Genomic DNA, 17025 nt, shown 5'->3' on the forward strand with positions numbered 1-17025 from the left:
CATTCCCCCCTAAAATCTAAGTTTGTACTATTATGTATACGAGCTGTTTCATATTTTAGAACAAGCTATAGCTACTTACACAGAAAAAACCCCTGATTTCTCAGGAGTTCTCTTATATGAATCTACTATTATTCTGTTTCTAAATTGATATGCTTCACATTTTCAATCGGCTGACCGAACCACTTTGATGCAATTTCTTTAAACAGGCCTATTTTACCAGTCGTTAAGAAGAGATGATCACTTTGTTCTTCTCCCTCATTTAACATCTTACTATGGTATAAAATCGTGCTTACCTCACGCGCTGTTTCATCACCCGAACTAATTAATTGTACTTGATCCCCCATTACCTTTTTAATAACAGGACCTAAAATCGGATAATGTGTACATCCTAGAATAAGCGTATCAATGTCAGTACTTTTCAACGGTTGCAATGTTTCTCTTACAACTTCATACGCCATTTCACTTTCGAAATTCCCACTCTCTACAAGCTCAACGAAAGGTGGGCACGCTAAACTTTCTACCATAACACGGTTATTAATAGACTTTAGTGCCTCTTCATAGGCGCCACTTTTTACTGTTCCAATCGTTCCAATAATCCCAACATGATACGTATTTGTCACTTTTAAAGCTGTACGTGATCCTGGATGAATAACTCCAACTACTGGAATTGGTAATTGTTTCTGCATTTCTTCTAAGACAACCGCAGTTGCTGTATTACACGCAATAACTAACATTTTGATATTTAAATCTAATAAATGCTCCGTCATTTCCCACGTAAATTGACGCACTTCTTCACGAGAACGCGGACCATAAGGGCAACGTGCTGTATCCCCTAAATATATAATACGCTCTTTCGGCAACTGACGAATTAATTCCTTCGCTACTGTTAAACCGCCCACTCCTGAATCAATAACACCGATCGCTCTATTCAACTTAATCACCCGTTTTCTCATTCATCATCTTTTATGTTTATCAGTATATTTTACACACTTTAAGTTCGCTAACTTAAAGTGCCCCTGTATAAAAATTTTCATTTGTACCTATATAGATCAGGACCTTTTTTATTTTGCTCCTTTTTTTCATAATTTGCAAGACAGAAAAATAACCGACCTTCTATATGAAAGTCGGTTTCTTCTATATAAAATACGCATTTATCCCACTAATTAAAGTTTCACTTTATTGCTCCATTTTTTTTTGGAAAGAAGACATTCCTATTAATAAGAAGAAATGAGCAAAAATTAAAATGATGATTAAAATAAAATTCAAACGATAACTATTTGTAGATTCCATAACTTTGCTCGCTACAGCTGGTCCAAATGCCATACCGAAAAAGTTAATTAAATTATATAAACCAAGACCGACTCCAACTTTAGCTGGATGTAATGTTTTCGGTATAAATGTGTTTAATGATACTTGAATAGCTGAATAACTCATAAATGTTAAAATAACCGCCACTAAAATAATGATTAAGTTCCCGTTCGGAATAAGCCCTAAAATTAAAAAGCCAACGATCATAATGACAGACGCTACATAAATCATATTCACATTTCCAAACGAAGGGACAATCTTTCCCGTAATAAAACTAGATACAATACCAAAGAGTGATGCAACAAACAGTGCAATTCCGATAACGAATGGCGACAATCCGTGCACTCTTCCTAACAGTGATGGCAATAATAATAGACTAGCACATAACGCCACATTAATTATAAACCCGACCGCTATTAAACGAAGAAATGGTTTGTTCGAAAATAACTCAATATCAATAAATGGATGCTCCGCGTTCTTCATACGAACCGTGAATAAAAATAAGAAAGCTACCGATAACACAAATAGCCAACTATTAATATTGACACCTAATAAAACAGTCGTAATGAATGCAAATAATAACGCCGCTCCAATGTAATCAAAATGAAACGCTTCATCCGTATGCTGCGCTTCTTCTGGCATAAATTTTATAAGCAAGAAAATCCCAACTACTGAAATAACCATAAATAAAAATAAATATGGCCACCCTAATGTATTTGTAATAGCCCCGCCAACTAAAGGACCAATGCCTATTGCTAATGCAATAGAAGAACTAATCATCGCTAATGCACCAGGCTTCTTAGCAGGAGCAACTAATTTTGCCACTGCAATCATACTAAGTGCAATAAACGCCGCACCCCCACTCGCCTGCACTAATCTTGCAAGAATGGTAATCGCATAAGATTGATTCATAAATCCAATAATAGAACCCGCTACAAATATGATAATTGAAATAATCAATAGTTTTTTTACGCTATAACGATCAGCCAACTTCCCATATATCATCGAACCAATACCGACGACTAAGGAATAACCTACTACAACCCAACTTACTTTCGATTGACTAATAGATAAATCATTAGCAATATCCTCTAACGCTACATTAAATAAAACCGCATTCATCGGTCCTAATAAAACGATAAAACATAATGTGAAAACAAACCATTTTGAATGGTTACTTATATCTTTCCCCATGCGTAACACCTCTTCTGATTGTAGTAACTGTAAATGAAAAATAAAGTTATTTAGCTCCTCTATCACTACTAAACAACTTCATCAAATGTATAAATTTATCGCGCGACAAATTGAATTCGAAACGTAACATTATGTTGTTCGATATTCATGGAACTATCATAGTTTCAGCATTACAGTTTGTCAACAAAAAATATACAAAATAAACTAATTTAGTGTTTTTAGTTTATTTTGTCCAAAAATTATTATACACTAATTTCGAATCCGGTATAAGGGGGACTGACATGGTTATTCAAATTTGCAATTTCTAACTTAATAAAATTAAGTAAATAAAGAACTTTTATATAGAAGAAACATTACAGGAGGATTATGATGAAGAAAAAAATGTTAGTTGTATTAACAAGCGTAGAAAAATACCCAAATTTAAATAGAGCTACTGGGCTTTGGCTTGGTGAAGCTGTCCATTTCGTTAAAAAAGTAGAAGAAGCTGGTTACGAAGTAGATTATGTCAGTCCACAAGGTGGTTATACACCGATTGATCCGCATAGTTTAGCGATGGCGGAGAGCATCGATTGGGAATGGTATCAAAAGAAAGAATTTATGAATCGTCTCGGTTCTACAATGAAACCGAGTGAAGTGAATCAAGAAGACTACGCTGTTATTTATTACGCGGGTGGTCACGGAGTTATTTGGGACTTCCCAGAAAACAAAGAACTTCAAAAGATTAGCCGCAACATTTATGAAAATGGCGGAATTGTTTCCTCTGTTTGTCACGGAGCTGCTGGTTTATTCCATATCACATTAAGTAACGGGGATCGTTTAATTAACGATAAAAAAGTAACAGGATTCTCAAATGAAGAAGAGAAACTAGCTGAATTAGATCAATTCGTTCCATTTTTAACAGAAGATGAACTCGTTAAATATGGGGGACTTTACGAAAAAGCTGCGCAACCTTGGGAAGCTTACGCTGTAGAAGATAATCGTGTAATTACTGGTCAAAACCCTGCTTCAGGTGGTCCAGTAGCTGAATTAGTATTAAAACAGTTGCAAAAATAATATGTACTAAAAAAGCAGATTTCCCTCTAGTAAGGGAAATCTGCTTTTTTTACGAAATCATTTGTAAATTAGCTATAATTTCTTTTTCAATTTCAGAATCATCAACTACATCTAAAAATTCCGGTTTAAACAGTTGGTATTTCTTCAAATTGTAGAAATCAAGTATCGCTTGCTTTAACGTAATATCGTACTGAATGCAAAAAGTATGATCTATAATGCGTCTTAACATCACATCATCTTGCACCATAAATAGTTGCGCATTCATTTTATTAAAGTAACCTTGTTCCATACCCGACTCAAAAAACATTTGCAAATTACGATTGCGATTTTGTTGTGCAGCGACTAATTGATTCGACAAATGCGGATACGCTTCTTTCAAATCTTGTAAAAAGACATCCGAAATATACGTCACACATTTTAAAGAATGGATAAACGTCTTTTGGAAACGTTCTGTAAACGACATACTTTCATCTTGATTATCCGCATCTCCTTCAAGAAGATAGTTTATAAAATCCTCTACTACTGCCTCAATAATCTCATCTTTCGAAGAAAAACGTTTATATAAAGTAGCTTTACTAATATCCATATATTTCGCAATTTCATCTATTTTTAATTGGCTAAAACTCGTCTTTCGAATAACGGGCTTTATTTTATTAATATAAGTATTTGCACACGCTACTTTTCTCATTTAAAAGAGCCTCCTCTTTTGTTCATACAAAATAGTATAGCAAATTCATGAATGTTTATAAATGAAGTTATTATACTCATTACGTCTTTTTAGTTTATTACAATTTCAATCTACGCTATACATAAAAAGTACCCGCTACCTTTGTTAGTAGCGGGCACCTTTTCTATAACTTATTTACAGCTCTTTTTATAGCCTTACCTATTCCCATACTAGACTGCGGATTCTGCCCTGTAATCAAACGCCCATCTACTACAACATGCGGCGTGAAATTAGGTGCCACATAAAATAATGCCCCTTCTTCTTTCAACTTACTTTCTAGCAAAAAAGGAACTCGATTTTCTAAATGCACAGCTTTTTCTTCATCATTTGTATAACCTGTTATACGCTTACCGGCAACAAAAAACGAGCCATCTTTATTTTTCACACCAACTAAAGAACTTACCCCGTGACAAACAGCCGCTACAACCCGGTTATTGTTATACATATTCTCAATTAAATTTGCTACATATGGATTACCCGGAAAATCTACAATAGCCCCGTGTCCACCACCAAATAAAACTGCATCATAATCTAAAAAGTGAACAGTAGATATCGGTTTTGTATTTTGCAACAAAGAAGCGACATGCTTAAATTCACGAGGTATACCATTTGGAATTGATACTCTATCAATAGGCACCCTTCCACCTTCTATAGATACAAGATCAACATCGAACTTAGCCTTTTTAAATAAATTATACGGAGCTGCGAGCTCTTCCAGCCACAGACCAGTCGGGTGTCCATTCATATCATGAGCGCTTGTTGAAACTAATAATACCCTTTTCAACATATCCCCTCCCTTACTACCTATTTATGTATGAAACATTCTTATCATTCATATGGAGCATGAAGCAAACAAAAAAATAGCCGACCTCTTGTATAAAAGTCGGCTGCTTTCTTATAGTTCGAGCTCTCCCATACGAAGAAGCTCAACAACTGCTTGTGAACGTCCTTTAACCCCTAGCTTTTGCATTGCGTTTGAGATGTGATTACGTACTGTTTTTTCACTTATAAACAGTTCACCTGCAATTTCCTTCGTCGTTTTATCTTGAACCAGTAATTCAAATACTTCTCTTTCTCTCTTTGTGAGTAACGGTTTAGATTGATACGCTTTTTCCTTCAACTGGTATAACCCTCCTTGCTTAAGCCAGAGCTGTATATGTGTAAGTTGGGTGTTTATTTAGTCAAGATATTGTATGAACGAAATGTGCAGGTGGTGAATGAAAATGGGCTTTATTTCTTATGTTATTTTAGACTTTTATACAGTGCGTACACTCTTTTTATCCACTTACTTTTCAGTACGCCATATTTGTTCTAGTAATATGCTGACAACTGTACCTACGAACAAACCATTTCCGAATATATATTGCATCACAGACGGCAAGGATTGGAGTGCTCCAGACGGTAAAAACATAACACCACTTCCAAATAATATAGCAACTCCTAAAATCGTTACATTCCTTTCGCTAAGTGGTACTTGTTTTATATTATGAAATCCAATTCCAATAAGCTGCACGAACGAAGCCATTAAAACCGCAGATGCGACCGCGGATGGCAGAGAGGCTAAGTAGCGGATAATACTTGGAAACAGCGACATACCGACTAATAGTACACATGCAAATAAGAATGAACGCATGTACTTTTGATTTGTTAAACGTATGAAACCTGCCGTTGCTGGTAATGGAACGACACCTACAGTTGAAAACAAAGAGGAAATCATATGCGAAACCCCTCCGACCCACGTACCATTTCTCAACTGTTTTTGTTCAATAGTCGCTTTATGAATCGTAGCTTGATTGATTGCTATAATAGCTGCCACTGTATTTGAAACTAAAATACATACCATAACGAAACTTGATACAGCCATACCTGTATTCCATTTTGGAATTCCCCACGCGAATATATGTGGAAGTTGCACAAAATGAGTTACTTGAGATGGGATCGTCACTTTTCCTGCAATGAGAAAAATAATCCAGCCAATAATTAACCCTATTAAAACCGCATAACTTTTAACAAACCCTTTTCCGAAGTTGGAGAGTATGACTACGAATAAAAATATGCCAAAAGCAATTAATGCTGTAAATCCATCAATTTGAGAAACAGTAGCTGTAATTCCTAGCATTCCTTTTAAAAATACACCACTTAATTGTAAACATAATAAAAGTAAGAACGTCCCTGTCACGAGCGGCGTAAATAAAAATAAAATACGCCCGATAACTCCCGTTACTCCTAGCCCTATTAAAACAACTCCCGCAACCATCATTCCTAATTCTAAAATTTGCAATGTACTATGTAATTGATCCTGTCCTACAGTTGCATAAGCAAGCACGGTAAATACACCAACCCAAGATCCAGCTGGTCCATCCGCAATCGGAAGCTTATGTCCAAGCCATCCTTGTAAAAAAGAAGATATACCAACTACGAAAAACGTACGCTGCATTAAATAAAATACTTCTTCCGTCGTAAGATGAAATAATCCGCCAACAACAATTGGTAGCGCGATTGAGTTTGCTAATAAAAAAATAAACCATTGCAAAGTTCCCATAATATGATTTTGATTATGTTGATTGTCCAAACTTTTCATCCCTTCTTGCTTCCTTATAAGGAAGTATAGTACTTCCCTGTTTCTACTAAATAAAAAAGAAGGGTTCTATTTTCACAATTAGAACCCTTCTCAAAACATCTAAACGATTCCTCTATACAAGATTATCAGATTTCACTTGATCTAAATCCCCTATAACAACATTCCCTTTATACATAACTACACGCTTCTCTGTTTGACGAGCCACTGCTTCCGCGGCGCATGTTGCATTCGTCAAGACAAAACTTGCCTCATCTCCTACATTTGGCCATAATCTCTTGCCTTCATCGTTTAGCGTAGCTTTCCCTCCTGTAATAAAACGAAGAGCTTTCCCTAAAGACCTTTCATCACTCCAACCAAATCGTTCTGCCAATCGATTTACCTTTTGAAGCATATCACCTGTGCCAAACGGAGACCAATGATCTGTAATACTATCATTTCCTAATGAAACTTTAACTCCTTTTTTATCTAGTAATGGAATTGGGATTACTTGTTTACCGATTGGAACAGTTGAAGTGATATCAATCTTTAATGCTGCTAGTCTTTCTGCCACTTCTTCAGCTTCTTTATCAGTAACACCACCAAGTCCAAGCGCATGACTAATTGTTACACGACCTTGCCATCCTGCTTCTTCCGTTAGACTTGCCAATCTCTTCATTGTAAACGTTCCAAGGTTATTCGCATCGTGCAAATGAATATCAACATCCGCATTAAATTCTACCGCAATGTCCATAATCGTATGTAATGATTTTTCAATATCATTATCTACTGTAGCTGGGTCCACTCCGCCAACTAATTGTGCGCCCATACGCATCGCATCTTTTACAAGTTGCACAGAATTACTGCGCAACAATCCATGTTGCGGAAATGCAACTATTCTACCAGACAACCGATCTTTATATGTTTCTAAAGCCGCTAACGTTGCCTCTAAATTACGAAGTCCAATAACCGGATCCACATTACAATGCGTTCTAATATTTGTTGCGCCATTTCGAAGCAATAACTCTAGCATATTTTCCGCCCTGTCTTGAGCAGTTGCTAATTGCTTTGGTAAAATCGTTTTTTCTTCATTAAAACGTGTAAAAATATTTTCTGCTGGCATACAAGCTTTCCAAGGCCCACTATAATATGTTTTATCAATATGAATATGCATCTCTTCAAAAGCTGGTAAAACTAATAAACGATTAGCATCAAAAGTTAACGTTCCTTCCTCTTGGGCGATTCCCGATATAATTCTTTTAATTCGCCCATCTTCAATAAGAAGACTGCATATCTCAGTTTCCGTTTGTGAAATTTTCGCTTCTTCATATGTATAACCTGTTTCAAGCTTTACATTAGTCAACCAATATAATGTCATTACCATTTCCCCACCTTATATTAGAAAATACGTCACACCCTCATTTTCATTTTAATACCAACTGAAAATTAAGACAATTAATCCACTGTATTGTCCTTTCACAAAAAATGTAATATAACCTAATGGTCTTCTCATAAATTTCCATATAGAATAAAAGTACACTGTATCACTCATACATAACAGCGGTGATATAAAAAGGAGAGGATCATAATATGTCGAAGAGGTTATATAAATCCGAAACTGATAAAATGTTATTTGGTATATGCGGTGGTTTAGGAGAATATTTTGATATTAGCTCTACTCTCATTCGCATACTTTGGGTCATTGCTATTTTATGTTTTGGAACGGGGTTTTTAGTTTATTTTATTTGTTTATTACTTATGCCACGCTCTTACTAATAACATTCTTTCATATATTTGAGCATAGCGTATAAAAAATCCCCTATAGATTTTTCTATAGGGGATTTTTTCATGAAGAATATTTCATCGTTAAATGTAATACCGCCACTTCATCCTCTTCATTTTTATAACTATGTTTCTTATTAGCTTCAAACTGAATGGAGTCAAACTCATTTAGCACATATACGTCATTCTCAACTTGAATAGAAACTTTCCCTTTCATTACTGTTACAAGCTCAATTGCTCCTTCATGATGAGCTTCCGGTTCATATATACTATTCGCTCTTAAACAAGCACGATGCATCTCCATCCCTGTTTCTTTCGTGTAACGGAACATCGTTTCTAAATGCCATGCTTGTCCTACATCTACTGCAAATCCTTCTCCGCAGCGCGCAACAGCTACAGGTTCTCCAACAACCATTAATCTCGATAAAGGAATCGATAACCCTTTCGTTATTTTCCAAATGACAGCTAACGTTGGATTCGTTTCGCCTCTCTCAATTTTTCCTAATGTTAATTTACTAACCCCTGTTTTTTGGGCTAATTCTTCTAAACTTAATTTTTGTTCATTTCGAATTTGTCTTAATAGCTGACCTACTTGCTGAATTACTTCTTTCGTTTGTATATCTTCATTTTCTTTCATATATAAAACCACCTTGAAGTATAAAATAGTTTACTTTTATTTATTTTAAGTATATTATACTATACATAAATACTCAATTCCGAAAGGAGTGCCATATTTCATGCGCGCAATATTACTAGGTCTTTTATCATCGGCCTTTTTTTCTGCAACCTTTATTATTAACAGAGCAATGAATGTATCTGGAACAAGCTGGGCTTGGACTGCTTCCTTCCGTTTTCTATTTGCTCTCCCTATTTTATTCCTTATCGTTTTATTTCGCAAAAACTTAGGAGCTTTATGGGCAGAATTAAAAAAACATCCATTTGTATGGATCGGGTGGGGCTCGGTCGCTGGCATCGGCTTCTATTCTTTATTAAGTTTCGCAGCTGTTTTTTCTCCAGCTTGGCTCGTTGCTGGAACTTGGCAAGTTACGATATTAGCAGGTTTACTACTATCACCATTATTTTTCGTTAAAATAGAAACGAAATCAGGTACAAAACTTGTACGTGGAAAAATTCCACTTCGCAGTTTATATGTAGCATTATTTATTTTACTTGGTGTAATTTGTATGCAAGCGACTGCAGCGGGTCATATTACAATGACTCAGTTCATCTCGGGATTTTTACCTGTCGTATTAGCGGCTTTCTTATATCCGTTCGGTAACCGAAAAATGATGGAACTTGTTGGTGGGCGTCTTGATACATTCCAACGTGTATTAGGAATGGCAATCGGAAGTCTCCCTATTACAATCCTACTTGGTATATACGGATTTTCCACTACCGGTATTCCATCATCAAGTCAAATGATGCAAGGATTTTTGTTAGCATTATGTTCCGGAGTTATTGCGACGATGACATTTTTCTTTGCTACTGACTTAGCAAAAAACAATCTTGCTTTACTTGGAGCTGTTGAAGCAACACAAGCTGGAACGATGGTCTTCACTGTGCTTGGTGAGATTATTTTCTTAAATGGTTCATTCCCTAGCGGACTGTCACTGATTGGGATGATTATTATCATGCTAGGAATGATCGTAAATAGTGTTTTAAACCGTTCTGTTCCAGTCATTAAACAAAAAAAATCAGCATAAAAATAGATATGGTTCTTCTTCATAGAACCATATCTATTTTTATTATCTCCCTATTTCGCCTTATCAGAATAGTATTTCATTAGCTGTTTATACTAAAACCTATGTTATAATACGTTTCATGTGCATTAATAGGAGGTAAATTATGTTAAAAAAAGCAATTGCTGAATTTATTGGTACATTTGTACTTGTATTATTCGGAACTGGAGTAGCTGTCATTGGTGGCGGAATTGAAGGAATCGGAACATTAGGTATCGCTATGGCTTTCGGATTATCTATCGTGGCTATGGCATATAGCATTGGAACAATTTCTGGATGTCATATTAACCCAGCAGTATCAATCGCTATGTTCATCAACAAAAGAATGAACGCTATGGAACTTAGCTATTATTTATTAGCTCAAATTTTAGGTGGTTTATTAGGAACTGCAACGTTAGTAACAATTTTACGATCTGCTAAATTACCTTTAGATAATTTAGGACAAAATAGTTTTGGAACTCTTGGTTTATCTGGAGCATTTTTAGTTGAATTCATTTTAACTTTCGTATTTGTTTTAGTTATCGTTGCTGTAACAGGTAAAAAAGGAAGTTCTTCTTTAGCTGGACTAGTAATTGGTTGCACATTAGTATTAATTCACTTATTAGGTATTCCGTTAACTGGAACATCTGTTAACCCAGCTCGTAGTATCGCACCAGCTCTATTCGCTGGCGGAGAAGCAATTTCTCAACTATGGGTGTTCATCGTTGCCCCAATTTTTGGTGGTATCGTAGCAGCTGTTGTAGGAAAGTTTATTTTAAATACTGAAAAATAGAATTTTCAATATTTCCGAATAAAAAAAGGCGAGCCCTCATCATGAGGAAGCTCGCTTTTTTTATTCTTTAATTTTCGACTTTAAATTTGTAACTAATTGCTGCACCGTTACATTTGCAAGTACGTTTTCCATCGCTTCTTGCGATTGTATTAAAACAATCTCTAATACCGATTGAATATTAGCTCCTACTGGACATTCAATGTTGGGATTTTCATGGAAAGAAAATAGATGTCCTTCTTCTACAACTTCCACAGCTTTATATACATCAAGTAATGTAATTTCATCTAAATCACGAGCAAGTGTCGTACCACCTTTACCGGCTTGTACATCAACAAGTCCTGCTCTCTTCAACATTCCTGTAATGCGACGAATCACAACTGGATTTGTATTCACACTACCAGCAATCCATTCAGAGGTACAGCGAGAGTTTCGATCTATTGCAAGTAACGTTAACATATGAACACCTACTGTAAAACGACTACTAATTCCCATCTGCACACCCTCCTTTTTATTCATTCTATTAAAAGACAACTCTTATTATTATATACTATTTTTAATTTATACATAAAGTGAAACTTTAATCAGTGGGGGTTTTGTTCATCCCCCACTGATTATTAGTTGAACCAATCGGGCGTTTACGGGCAGTTGATCTCCCATCTAACTTCTTTGCTCCAGCTGAATTTTGAGATGGGAGTTTTACTGCCCGTTAATGCGGGGTAAAGAAAAAGCATGATTCCATTAGAAAATCATGCTTTCCCTCTATTATTGACGCTTTATAAATTTCGCCAAATCTTTAAACTTCACTTTATCAGAGTAATTCATTACACCGTTTACGTAAATGCGGCTTGTAACAGCACTTAATATACCGATTGTTGTTAAAAGAACCGCCATTGTTATCGTAATTTCTAACATACCAGCTTCACCAGCTACAAAGCGTGAGAATGTGATCATCGGGCTGAAGAATGGAACGTAAGAACTTACAACAACAACAGTACTATTTGGATCACCTAGCGATTTAATACTTATAAAGAACGCGGCCATTATTAAAATCGATACTGGCAATATAACACCTTGTAAATCCTCAGTCCTAGAGACAACCGCTCCAGCAGCCGCATACATCATCGCATAAAGGAAATATCCTGTAACAAAATAAATAAGGAACATACCGATAACTTGTGCATCTATCTTTGTAAAATCAATTGGCGCTCCAAATAATGAACCATTTTCTAAATCTACCCATCCTAGTAACCAAGGAACCAAGTAACCACATGCCAATATGGCAAGTTGTAATAACGCCGTTGAAACAACCGCTAAAATTTTCGCATACATCATCGTAAGTGGTTTTACTTTCGGAATCATAACTTCCATAACGCGAGAAGCTTTTTCAGAAGCAATATTCATCGCAATTGTACTTCCGAACATGATAATAAACATATACAAAGCAAATGTAAAGAAATATGCGATTCCTGCGGAAGCAGAACGATCTTTTATCGCTTCTTGTTTCACAGAAATTTCGGTTTGCAATTGCTGTGCAATTTCCGGTGAAACATTATGTTTAGCAATTGTTACCGCCGTATATTGCGCTTTTAAATAACTAGCTATAATTGTAGAAGTTGTTTCACTAGGTAACTTATTAAACATATACGTAACTTCTGGAACTCCATCCTTTTCCGTCACATGGAATAGACCATCTAAATCTCCCTCTTCTACTTGCTTATGCAGTTTATCAAAATCATCCTTTGAACCGACCGTTATTTTTGCTGATGGCAATAGCTTATTTAGCTCTTCTTTTTGTACTTTGTATGTGGAACTCTCTACTACAACTGCAATTTTATCTTTATCCTTATTTTTATCATCGCCTGAAGTAAAATGATTAAATGCAAAAATCCCAAACACAACTAAAAATAAAATCGCACTCGTAATTAATGATTTTTTAGATAAAAACGCTTCCTTAAAATAAAATGAAAATACATGAGAAAATTTACGCATCTTTATTTCGCCCTCTCTACAAAGATTTCGTTTAACGTCGGCTCTAACATTTTAAATTGTCGTAAGCTAATACCTTGCTCTTGCAACTGTTGCAAAATCTTTAGAGCTTCTGCATCGCCTTGTACTTTTACATAAAGAAGGCCTTGTTGTTTTTCATACGGAACGTGTATAGCTTCTAATCCCTTTTCATTCTCTACTGTATCTTCAATCGTTAAATTACGAAAACCGTATTCTTTCTTAATATCACTTAACTGTCCTTCTACAACCGCTTCGCCTTTTTTCAAAATACATACATGTTGGCAAAAAGCCTCTACTTGCTCCATACGATGACTTGATAAAATAATTGTCTTTCCACTCTGTACTTGTTCTCCAATAATATTAGCTAACATTCCCGCATTAACTGGATCAAGTCCGCTAAATGGTTCATCTAAAATAAGAAGTTCTGGATCATGAAGAAGAGCAGCAATCAATTGAATTTTTTGCTGATTCCCTTTCGAAAGTTCTCCCGCCGTTTTAAATTTATATTCTGGAATTGCTAAGCGTTCTAACCAGTGATCAATTGCAAGATCCACTTCTTTTTTCGTCATTCCTTCTAATCTGCCAAAATATCGCAACTGATCTATTACTCTACTTTTTGTATATAATCCTCTTTCTTCTGGTAAATATCCAATTGTTACCCCGCTATCACCAAATGATTTTCCATCCCACGTAATAGAACCTTCATTTGGCGTTAATAAACCTAGTAACATTTTAATTGTCGTTGTTTTCCCTGCACCATTTCGGCCAAGTAACCCTAACACTTCACCTTTCGGTAACGAGATTTGCAAACCATTAACCGCTTTAGATTCTCCGAATATTTTTGTTAAGTTTTGAATTTGTAAACTCAATGTATAAAGCCTCCCCTTTAGTATCATTCGTACCTTCTGTTAAAGCCTATGATTGTTCAGAATAAAATATAGTACTATATTTCATTCTCTTATATGTATCACTACACCTAACCCATCATTTGTTTCATTTAGTTAAAATTGTAAATAAAAATCCTGTTTTTGTCAATTATAATTGTCATTACGACAATAAAACTTGTCAAAATAATTATTATTATTTAACCCATCTTTCTAATATAGGACAAACTACTACATATACAAAAGACAATATGCAAATGTTCATAAAAAAAAATATAAAAAGCATTATATTTTAATATATAATATTAAATGATTTACTAACATCAAGGAGGATACATATGAAGATGAAGAGGGGTATTACCACTTTATTATCTGTAGCCGTTCTTTCCACATCGCTTGTAGCATGTTCAGGAACAGCTGAGAAAACAGTGGCGAAAGAAGAAAAAGTAAAATTAACAGACCAGCAATTAATGGCTGATTTATGGTATCAAACAGCTGGCGAAACGAAAGCACTATACTACCAAGGATACAATATTGGTCAATTTAAGCTTGATGCAGCTCTTGCAAAAGGGACAGGCAAAAAACCTGCTATCGTACTTGATTTAGATGAAACTGTTTTAGATAACAGTCCTCATCAAGCAATGAGCGTAAAAACAGGAAAAGGCTATCCTTATAAATGGGACGATTGGATTAATAAAGCTGAAGCTGAAGCTCTTCCAGGCGCGATTGATTTCTTAAAATATACAGAGTCTAAAGGTGTAGATATTTACTACATCTCAAATCGCAAAACGAATCAACTAGATGCAACTATTAAAAACCTTGAGCGCGTAGGGGCTCCTCAAGCAACAAAAGAGCATATCTTATTACAAGATCCGAAAGAAAAAGGGAAAGAAAAACGTCGTGAACTTGTTTCTCAAACACATGACATCGTCCTATTTTTCGGTGACAACTTATCTGACTTCACTGGTTTTGATGGAAAATCTGTAAAAGATCGCAATCAAACAGTCGCAGATTCAAAAGCACAATTTGGTGAGAAATTCATCATTTTCCCTAATCCGATGTATGGCGATTGGGAAGGCGCTTTATATGACTATGATTTCAAAAAATCAGATGCAGAAAAAGATAAAATTCGTCGTAACAATTTAAAATCATTTGATGCAAAATAACAAAGAGGATGGCTTTCGCCATCCTCTTTTATTGCATATTTCTTGTTAAAGGTAAAATAAATACTTCTACACGTCTATTTTTTGATTTTCCTTCTGGTGTATCATTTGGTGCAATTGAACGGTATTCTCCGTAACCAATTGCACTAAATTTTTCTGGTTGCAATTCTTTATTTTGGAGTAACACCTGCATGAAATTAACTGCACGCTGTGTACTTAACTCCCAGTTTGATGCAAACTGAGCATTTGCGATAGGAACCGTATCTGTATGACCCGACACTGTAATTTCACGAGGTGATGCTGAAACAAGTAGGTTAGACATCTCTTTTGCAATCCCTAACGATTCCAACTTCACATCTGCTTTCCCTGAATCAAATAGTACATTTTCTAATATCGTTAACATTAATCCTTTTTCAGTTAACTTAGTTTGAAAAGAAGAGGATAGTTGTTTCTCATTAATATATTGATCAATCTTTTTTTGTAATGCTTTCAACTCATCCATTTCTTTTTTTTCTTTAGCTCTATCTTCCGCTTGTTTTTTTGCTTGTTCTGCCTCAAGGCTATTTGCTGATAATTCTTTTTCCTCATTTGGTTTTTGATCGCTTAAAAATTCTTTATTTCCTGTTCCACCGGCTAACTCACTTCGAAAAGCAACTGCCATCTGTTTAAACTTCGCAGCATCTATACTACTCATTGCGAATAAAACGATGAACAATGCAAATAACAACGTTAACATATCAGAATATGGAATTAACCAAGTTTCATCGATATGCTCATCATGTTTTTTCTTTTTACCTCTTCTATTTTTCTTACTCCGCATTTTTTTCTGCTCCTTTTTCTAGCTTTTTACGCTCAGTTGCAGAAAGCGCACCTAAAATGCGATTTTTCATAATAAATGGATATGTACCTTCTTGTAACATTAATAAACAATCAATAATTAAACGTTTCTTCTCTAATTCAGCAGCAGACTTTTGCTTCAATTTGTTTGCAAATGGATGCCATAATACGTAACCTGAAAAAATACCGAAAATCGTTGCAATAAACGCACCCGAAATAGCATGTCCTAACTTGTCAATATCAGTTAAATTACCAAGAGCAGCTACAAGACCAATAACAGCACCTAAAACCCCTAATGTAGGTGCATATGTACCTGCTTGTGAGAAAATAGCAGCTCCTTTTGCATGCCTCTCTTCAATTGCTTCTAATTCGGCTTCTAAAATTTGTTCTAAATCTTCCGCAGATACGCCATCAATAACAAATTTCATACCACGCAAAAGAAATTCATCTTCAATTTCATCTAATTGTTGCTCTAAAGACAAAATACCGTATTTTCTACTCTCAGATGTCCAATGAACAAATAATTCTAGCAATTGTTCATAACTTAAATCTTTTTTATTTGAACCAAAAAGAACTTTAAATAATTTTGGAACTCTTTTTAGTTGATTCATCGGAAATGCAATACACACTGCAGCAAATGTACCGACGAAAATAATTAGTGCTGCGGCAGGATTTAGTAAGGCTGTTATGTCAGCGCCCTTGACGACCATCCCTACGACTACCGCTAATACCCCTAAAATGATTCCAATAATTGTTGCAAAATCCATTCCCATTCACTCCTAGTCTATACAAGAGGTCTTTTATTCTCGATAATCGTTACATCTTCTTATATACATATATTACATAAAAAATGAACTTCATGAAAGATAAGAAATGAATTATATGAAAAAATACTACATTTTCACACATTTTCTTTGCATTTCTATTACGTTACGACTCTTATATTTCTTTTTCAATAAGCTAGACTTATAATAAAACCGATACATATTTTATTAAGAAAGG

At 35.2% G+C, this 17025-nt stretch carries 18 protein-coding genes; 5 read left to right on the plus strand and 13 right to left on the minus strand.

Features of this window, described 5'->3' with window-relative positions; genetic code table 11:
- Positions 1-128: 128 nt before the first annotated feature.
- Positions 129-941, minus strand: coding sequence for a glutamate racemase (gene racE / locus I6L50_RS28225; RefSeq protein ID WP_002015338.1), 813 nt, complete (start codon positions 939-941; stop codon positions 129-131).
- 235 nt (positions 942-1176) lie between these two features.
- Entirely contained in the window at positions 1177-2502 is a 1326-nt protein-coding gene (locus tag I6L50_RS28230; RefSeq protein ID WP_219303604.1) for an MFS transporter, read from the minus strand.
- 369 nt (positions 2503-2871) lie between these two features.
- Here I6L50_RS28230 and I6L50_RS28235 point away from each other — a divergent pair, with 369 nt between their 5' ends.
- Positions 2872-3555, plus strand: a complete 684-nt coding sequence (locus I6L50_RS28235) for a type 1 glutamine amidotransferase domain-containing protein (RefSeq protein ID WP_219303605.1) — start codon at positions 2872-2874, stop codon at positions 3553-3555.
- Between the two features lie 49 nt (positions 3556-3604).
- Here I6L50_RS28235 and I6L50_RS28240 read toward each other — a convergent pair whose 3' ends face one another.
- From I6L50_RS28240 to I6L50_RS28260, 5 genes are all read right to left on the minus strand, one after another.
- Entirely contained in the window at positions 3605-4243 is a 639-nt protein-coding gene (locus I6L50_RS28240; RefSeq protein ID WP_219303606.1) for a TetR/AcrR family transcriptional regulator, read from the minus strand.
- A gap of 163 nt (positions 4244-4406) precedes the next feature.
- Entirely contained in the window at positions 4407-5069 is a 663-nt protein-coding gene (locus I6L50_RS28245) for a type 1 glutamine amidotransferase domain-containing protein (RefSeq protein WP_219303607.1), read from the minus strand.
- 108 nt (positions 5070-5177) lie between these two features.
- Entirely contained in the window at positions 5178-5402 is a 225-nt protein-coding gene (gerE, locus tag I6L50_RS28250; protein ID WP_000659484.1) for a spore germination transcription factor GerE, read from the minus strand.
- Positions 5403-5567: 165 nt separating this feature from the next.
- The gene (locus tag I6L50_RS28255) at positions 5568-6863 is read right to left on the minus strand and encodes a purine/pyrimidine permease (protein WP_219303608.1); all 1296 of its coding nucleotides are present in this window, start codon (positions 6861-6863) and stop codon (positions 5568-5570) included.
- A 112-nt stretch (positions 6864-6975) separates the two neighbouring features.
- The gene (locus I6L50_RS28260) at positions 6976-8217 is read right to left on the minus strand and encodes an amidohydrolase family protein (protein ID WP_219303609.1); all 1242 of its coding nucleotides are present in this window, start codon (positions 8215-8217) and stop codon (positions 6976-6978) included.
- A 212-nt stretch (positions 8218-8429) separates the two neighbouring features.
- Between I6L50_RS28260 and I6L50_RS28265 the strand changes: the two genes are divergently transcribed.
- Complete coding sequence (locus I6L50_RS28265) at positions 8430-8615, plus strand: PspC domain-containing protein (RefSeq protein ID WP_002129290.1); 186 nt, start codon at positions 8430-8432, stop codon at positions 8613-8615.
- A 70-nt stretch (positions 8616-8685) separates the two neighbouring features.
- Here I6L50_RS28265 and I6L50_RS28270 read toward each other — a convergent pair whose 3' ends face one another.
- The gene (locus tag I6L50_RS28270) at positions 8686-9258 is read right to left on the minus strand and encodes a helix-turn-helix domain-containing protein (RefSeq protein WP_002138507.1); all 573 of its coding nucleotides are present in this window, start codon (positions 9256-9258) and stop codon (positions 8686-8688) included.
- Positions 9259-9358: 100 nt separating this feature from the next.
- Here I6L50_RS28270 and I6L50_RS28275 point away from each other — a divergent pair, with 100 nt between their 5' ends.
- Together I6L50_RS28275 and I6L50_RS28280 are read left to right on the plus strand one after the other, a co-directional pair.
- Positions 9359-10324 (plus strand): DMT family transporter, encoded by a 966-nt coding sequence (locus I6L50_RS28275; RefSeq protein ID WP_219303610.1) that lies wholly within the window; start codon positions 9359-9361, stop codon positions 10322-10324.
- Positions 10325-10466: 142 nt separating this feature from the next.
- Positions 10467-11132 (plus strand): MIP/aquaporin family protein, encoded by a 666-nt coding sequence (locus tag I6L50_RS28280; RefSeq protein WP_219303611.1) that lies wholly within the window; start codon positions 10467-10469, stop codon positions 11130-11132.
- A gap of 60 nt (positions 11133-11192) precedes the next feature.
- On the opposite strand, the gene I6L50_RS28285 is transcribed toward I6L50_RS28280, so the two are convergent.
- The 3 genes from I6L50_RS28285 to I6L50_RS28295 all read right to left on the minus strand — a co-directional run bounded on the left by I6L50_RS28285 (position 11193) and on the right by I6L50_RS28295 (position 14008).
- Positions 11193-11624, minus strand: a complete 432-nt coding sequence (locus I6L50_RS28285; protein ID WP_002112095.1) for an Rrf2 family transcriptional regulator — start codon at positions 11622-11624, stop codon at positions 11193-11195.
- 270 nt (positions 11625-11894) lie between these two features.
- Positions 11895-13121, minus strand: coding sequence for an ABC transporter permease (locus tag I6L50_RS28290; protein WP_219303612.1), 1227 nt, complete (start codon positions 13119-13121; stop codon positions 11895-11897).
- A gap of 2 nt (positions 13122-13123) precedes the next feature.
- On the minus strand, positions 13124-14008 hold the full coding sequence (locus I6L50_RS28295) for an ABC transporter ATP-binding protein (RefSeq protein WP_002088851.1): 885 nt from the start codon (positions 14006-14008) through the stop codon (positions 13124-13126).
- A 353-nt stretch (positions 14009-14361) separates the two neighbouring features.
- On the opposite strand from I6L50_RS28295, the gene I6L50_RS28300 reads away from it, so the two are divergent.
- Complete coding sequence (locus tag I6L50_RS28300; RefSeq protein WP_219303613.1) at positions 14362-15189, plus strand: 5'-nucleotidase, lipoprotein e(P4) family; 828 nt, start codon at positions 14362-14364, stop codon at positions 15187-15189.
- Between the two features lie 28 nt (positions 15190-15217).
- Here the strand turns inward: I6L50_RS28300 and motB are convergent, their stop codons facing one another.
- Together motB and motA are read right to left on the minus strand one after the other, a co-directional pair.
- The gene (motB, locus tag I6L50_RS28305; RefSeq protein ID WP_219303614.1) at positions 15218-16006 is read right to left on the minus strand and encodes a flagellar motor protein MotB; all 789 of its coding nucleotides are present in this window, start codon (positions 16004-16006) and stop codon (positions 15218-15220) included.
- Positions 15996-16790: a flagellar motor stator protein MotA gene (gene motA, locus I6L50_RS28310; RefSeq protein ID WP_219303615.1), complete on the minus strand. Its 795-nt coding sequence runs from the start codon at positions 16788-16790 to the stop codon at positions 15996-15998. Before motA ends, motB begins: the two co-directional genes overlap by 11 nt.
- Between the last annotated feature and the right edge of the window lie 235 nt (positions 16791-17025).

It is taken from the genome of Bacillus sp. FDAARGOS_1420, from assembly GCF_019344915.1.
GTDB classification, from domain to species: Bacteria; Bacillota; Bacilli; order Bacillales; family Bacillaceae_G; genus Bacillus_A; species Bacillus_A mycoides.

Coding starts and splice junctions, on each gene's coding strand:
- I6L50_RS28230 (WP_219303604.1), bottom strand. CDS start 2,502: ATGGGGAAAGATATAAGTAACCATTCAAAATGGTTTGTTTTCACATTA.
- I6L50_RS28235 (WP_219303605.1), top strand. CDS start 2,872: ATGAAGAAAAAAATGTTAGTTGTATTAACAAGCGTAGAAAAATACCCA.
- I6L50_RS28240 (WP_219303606.1), bottom strand. CDS start 4,243: ATGAGAAAAGTAGCGTGTGCAAATACTTATATTAATAAAATAAAGCCC.
- I6L50_RS28245 (WP_219303607.1), bottom strand. CDS start 5,069: ATGTTGAAAAGGGTATTATTAGTTTCAACAAGCGCTCATGATATGAAT.
- I6L50_RS28255 (WP_219303608.1), bottom strand. CDS start 6,863: ATGAAAAGTTTGGACAATCAACATAATCAAAATCATATTATGGGAACT.
- I6L50_RS28260 (WP_219303609.1), bottom strand. CDS start 8,217: ATGACATTATATTGGTTGACTAATGTAAAGCTTGAAACAGGTTATACA.
- I6L50_RS28265 (WP_002129290.1), top strand. CDS start 8,430: ATGTCGAAGAGGTTATATAAATCCGAAACTGATAAAATGTTATTTGGT.
- I6L50_RS28270 (WP_002138507.1), bottom strand. CDS start 9,258: ATGAAAGAAAATGAAGATATACAAACGAAAGAAGTAATTCAGCAAGTA.
- I6L50_RS28275 (WP_219303610.1), top strand. CDS start 9,359: ATGCGCGCAATATTACTAGGTCTTTTATCATCGGCCTTTTTTTCTGCA.
- I6L50_RS28280 (WP_219303611.1), top strand. CDS start 10,467: ATGTTAAAAAAAGCAATTGCTGAATTTATTGGTACATTTGTACTTGTA.
- I6L50_RS28285 (WP_002112095.1), bottom strand. CDS start 11,624: ATGGGAATTAGTAGTCGTTTTACAGTAGGTGTTCATATGTTAACGTTA.
- I6L50_RS28290 (WP_219303612.1), bottom strand. CDS start 13,121: ATGCGTAAATTTTCTCATGTATTTTCATTTTATTTTAAGGAAGCGTTT.
- I6L50_RS28300 (WP_219303613.1), top strand. CDS start 14,362: ATGAAGATGAAGAGGGGTATTACCACTTTATTATCTGTAGCCGTTCTT.
- motB (WP_219303614.1), bottom strand. CDS start 16,006: ATGCGGAGTAAGAAAAATAGAAGAGGTAAAAAGAAAAAACATGATGAG.
- motA (WP_219303615.1), bottom strand. CDS start 16,790: ATGGATTTTGCAACAATTATTGGAATCATTTTAGGGGTATTAGCGGTA.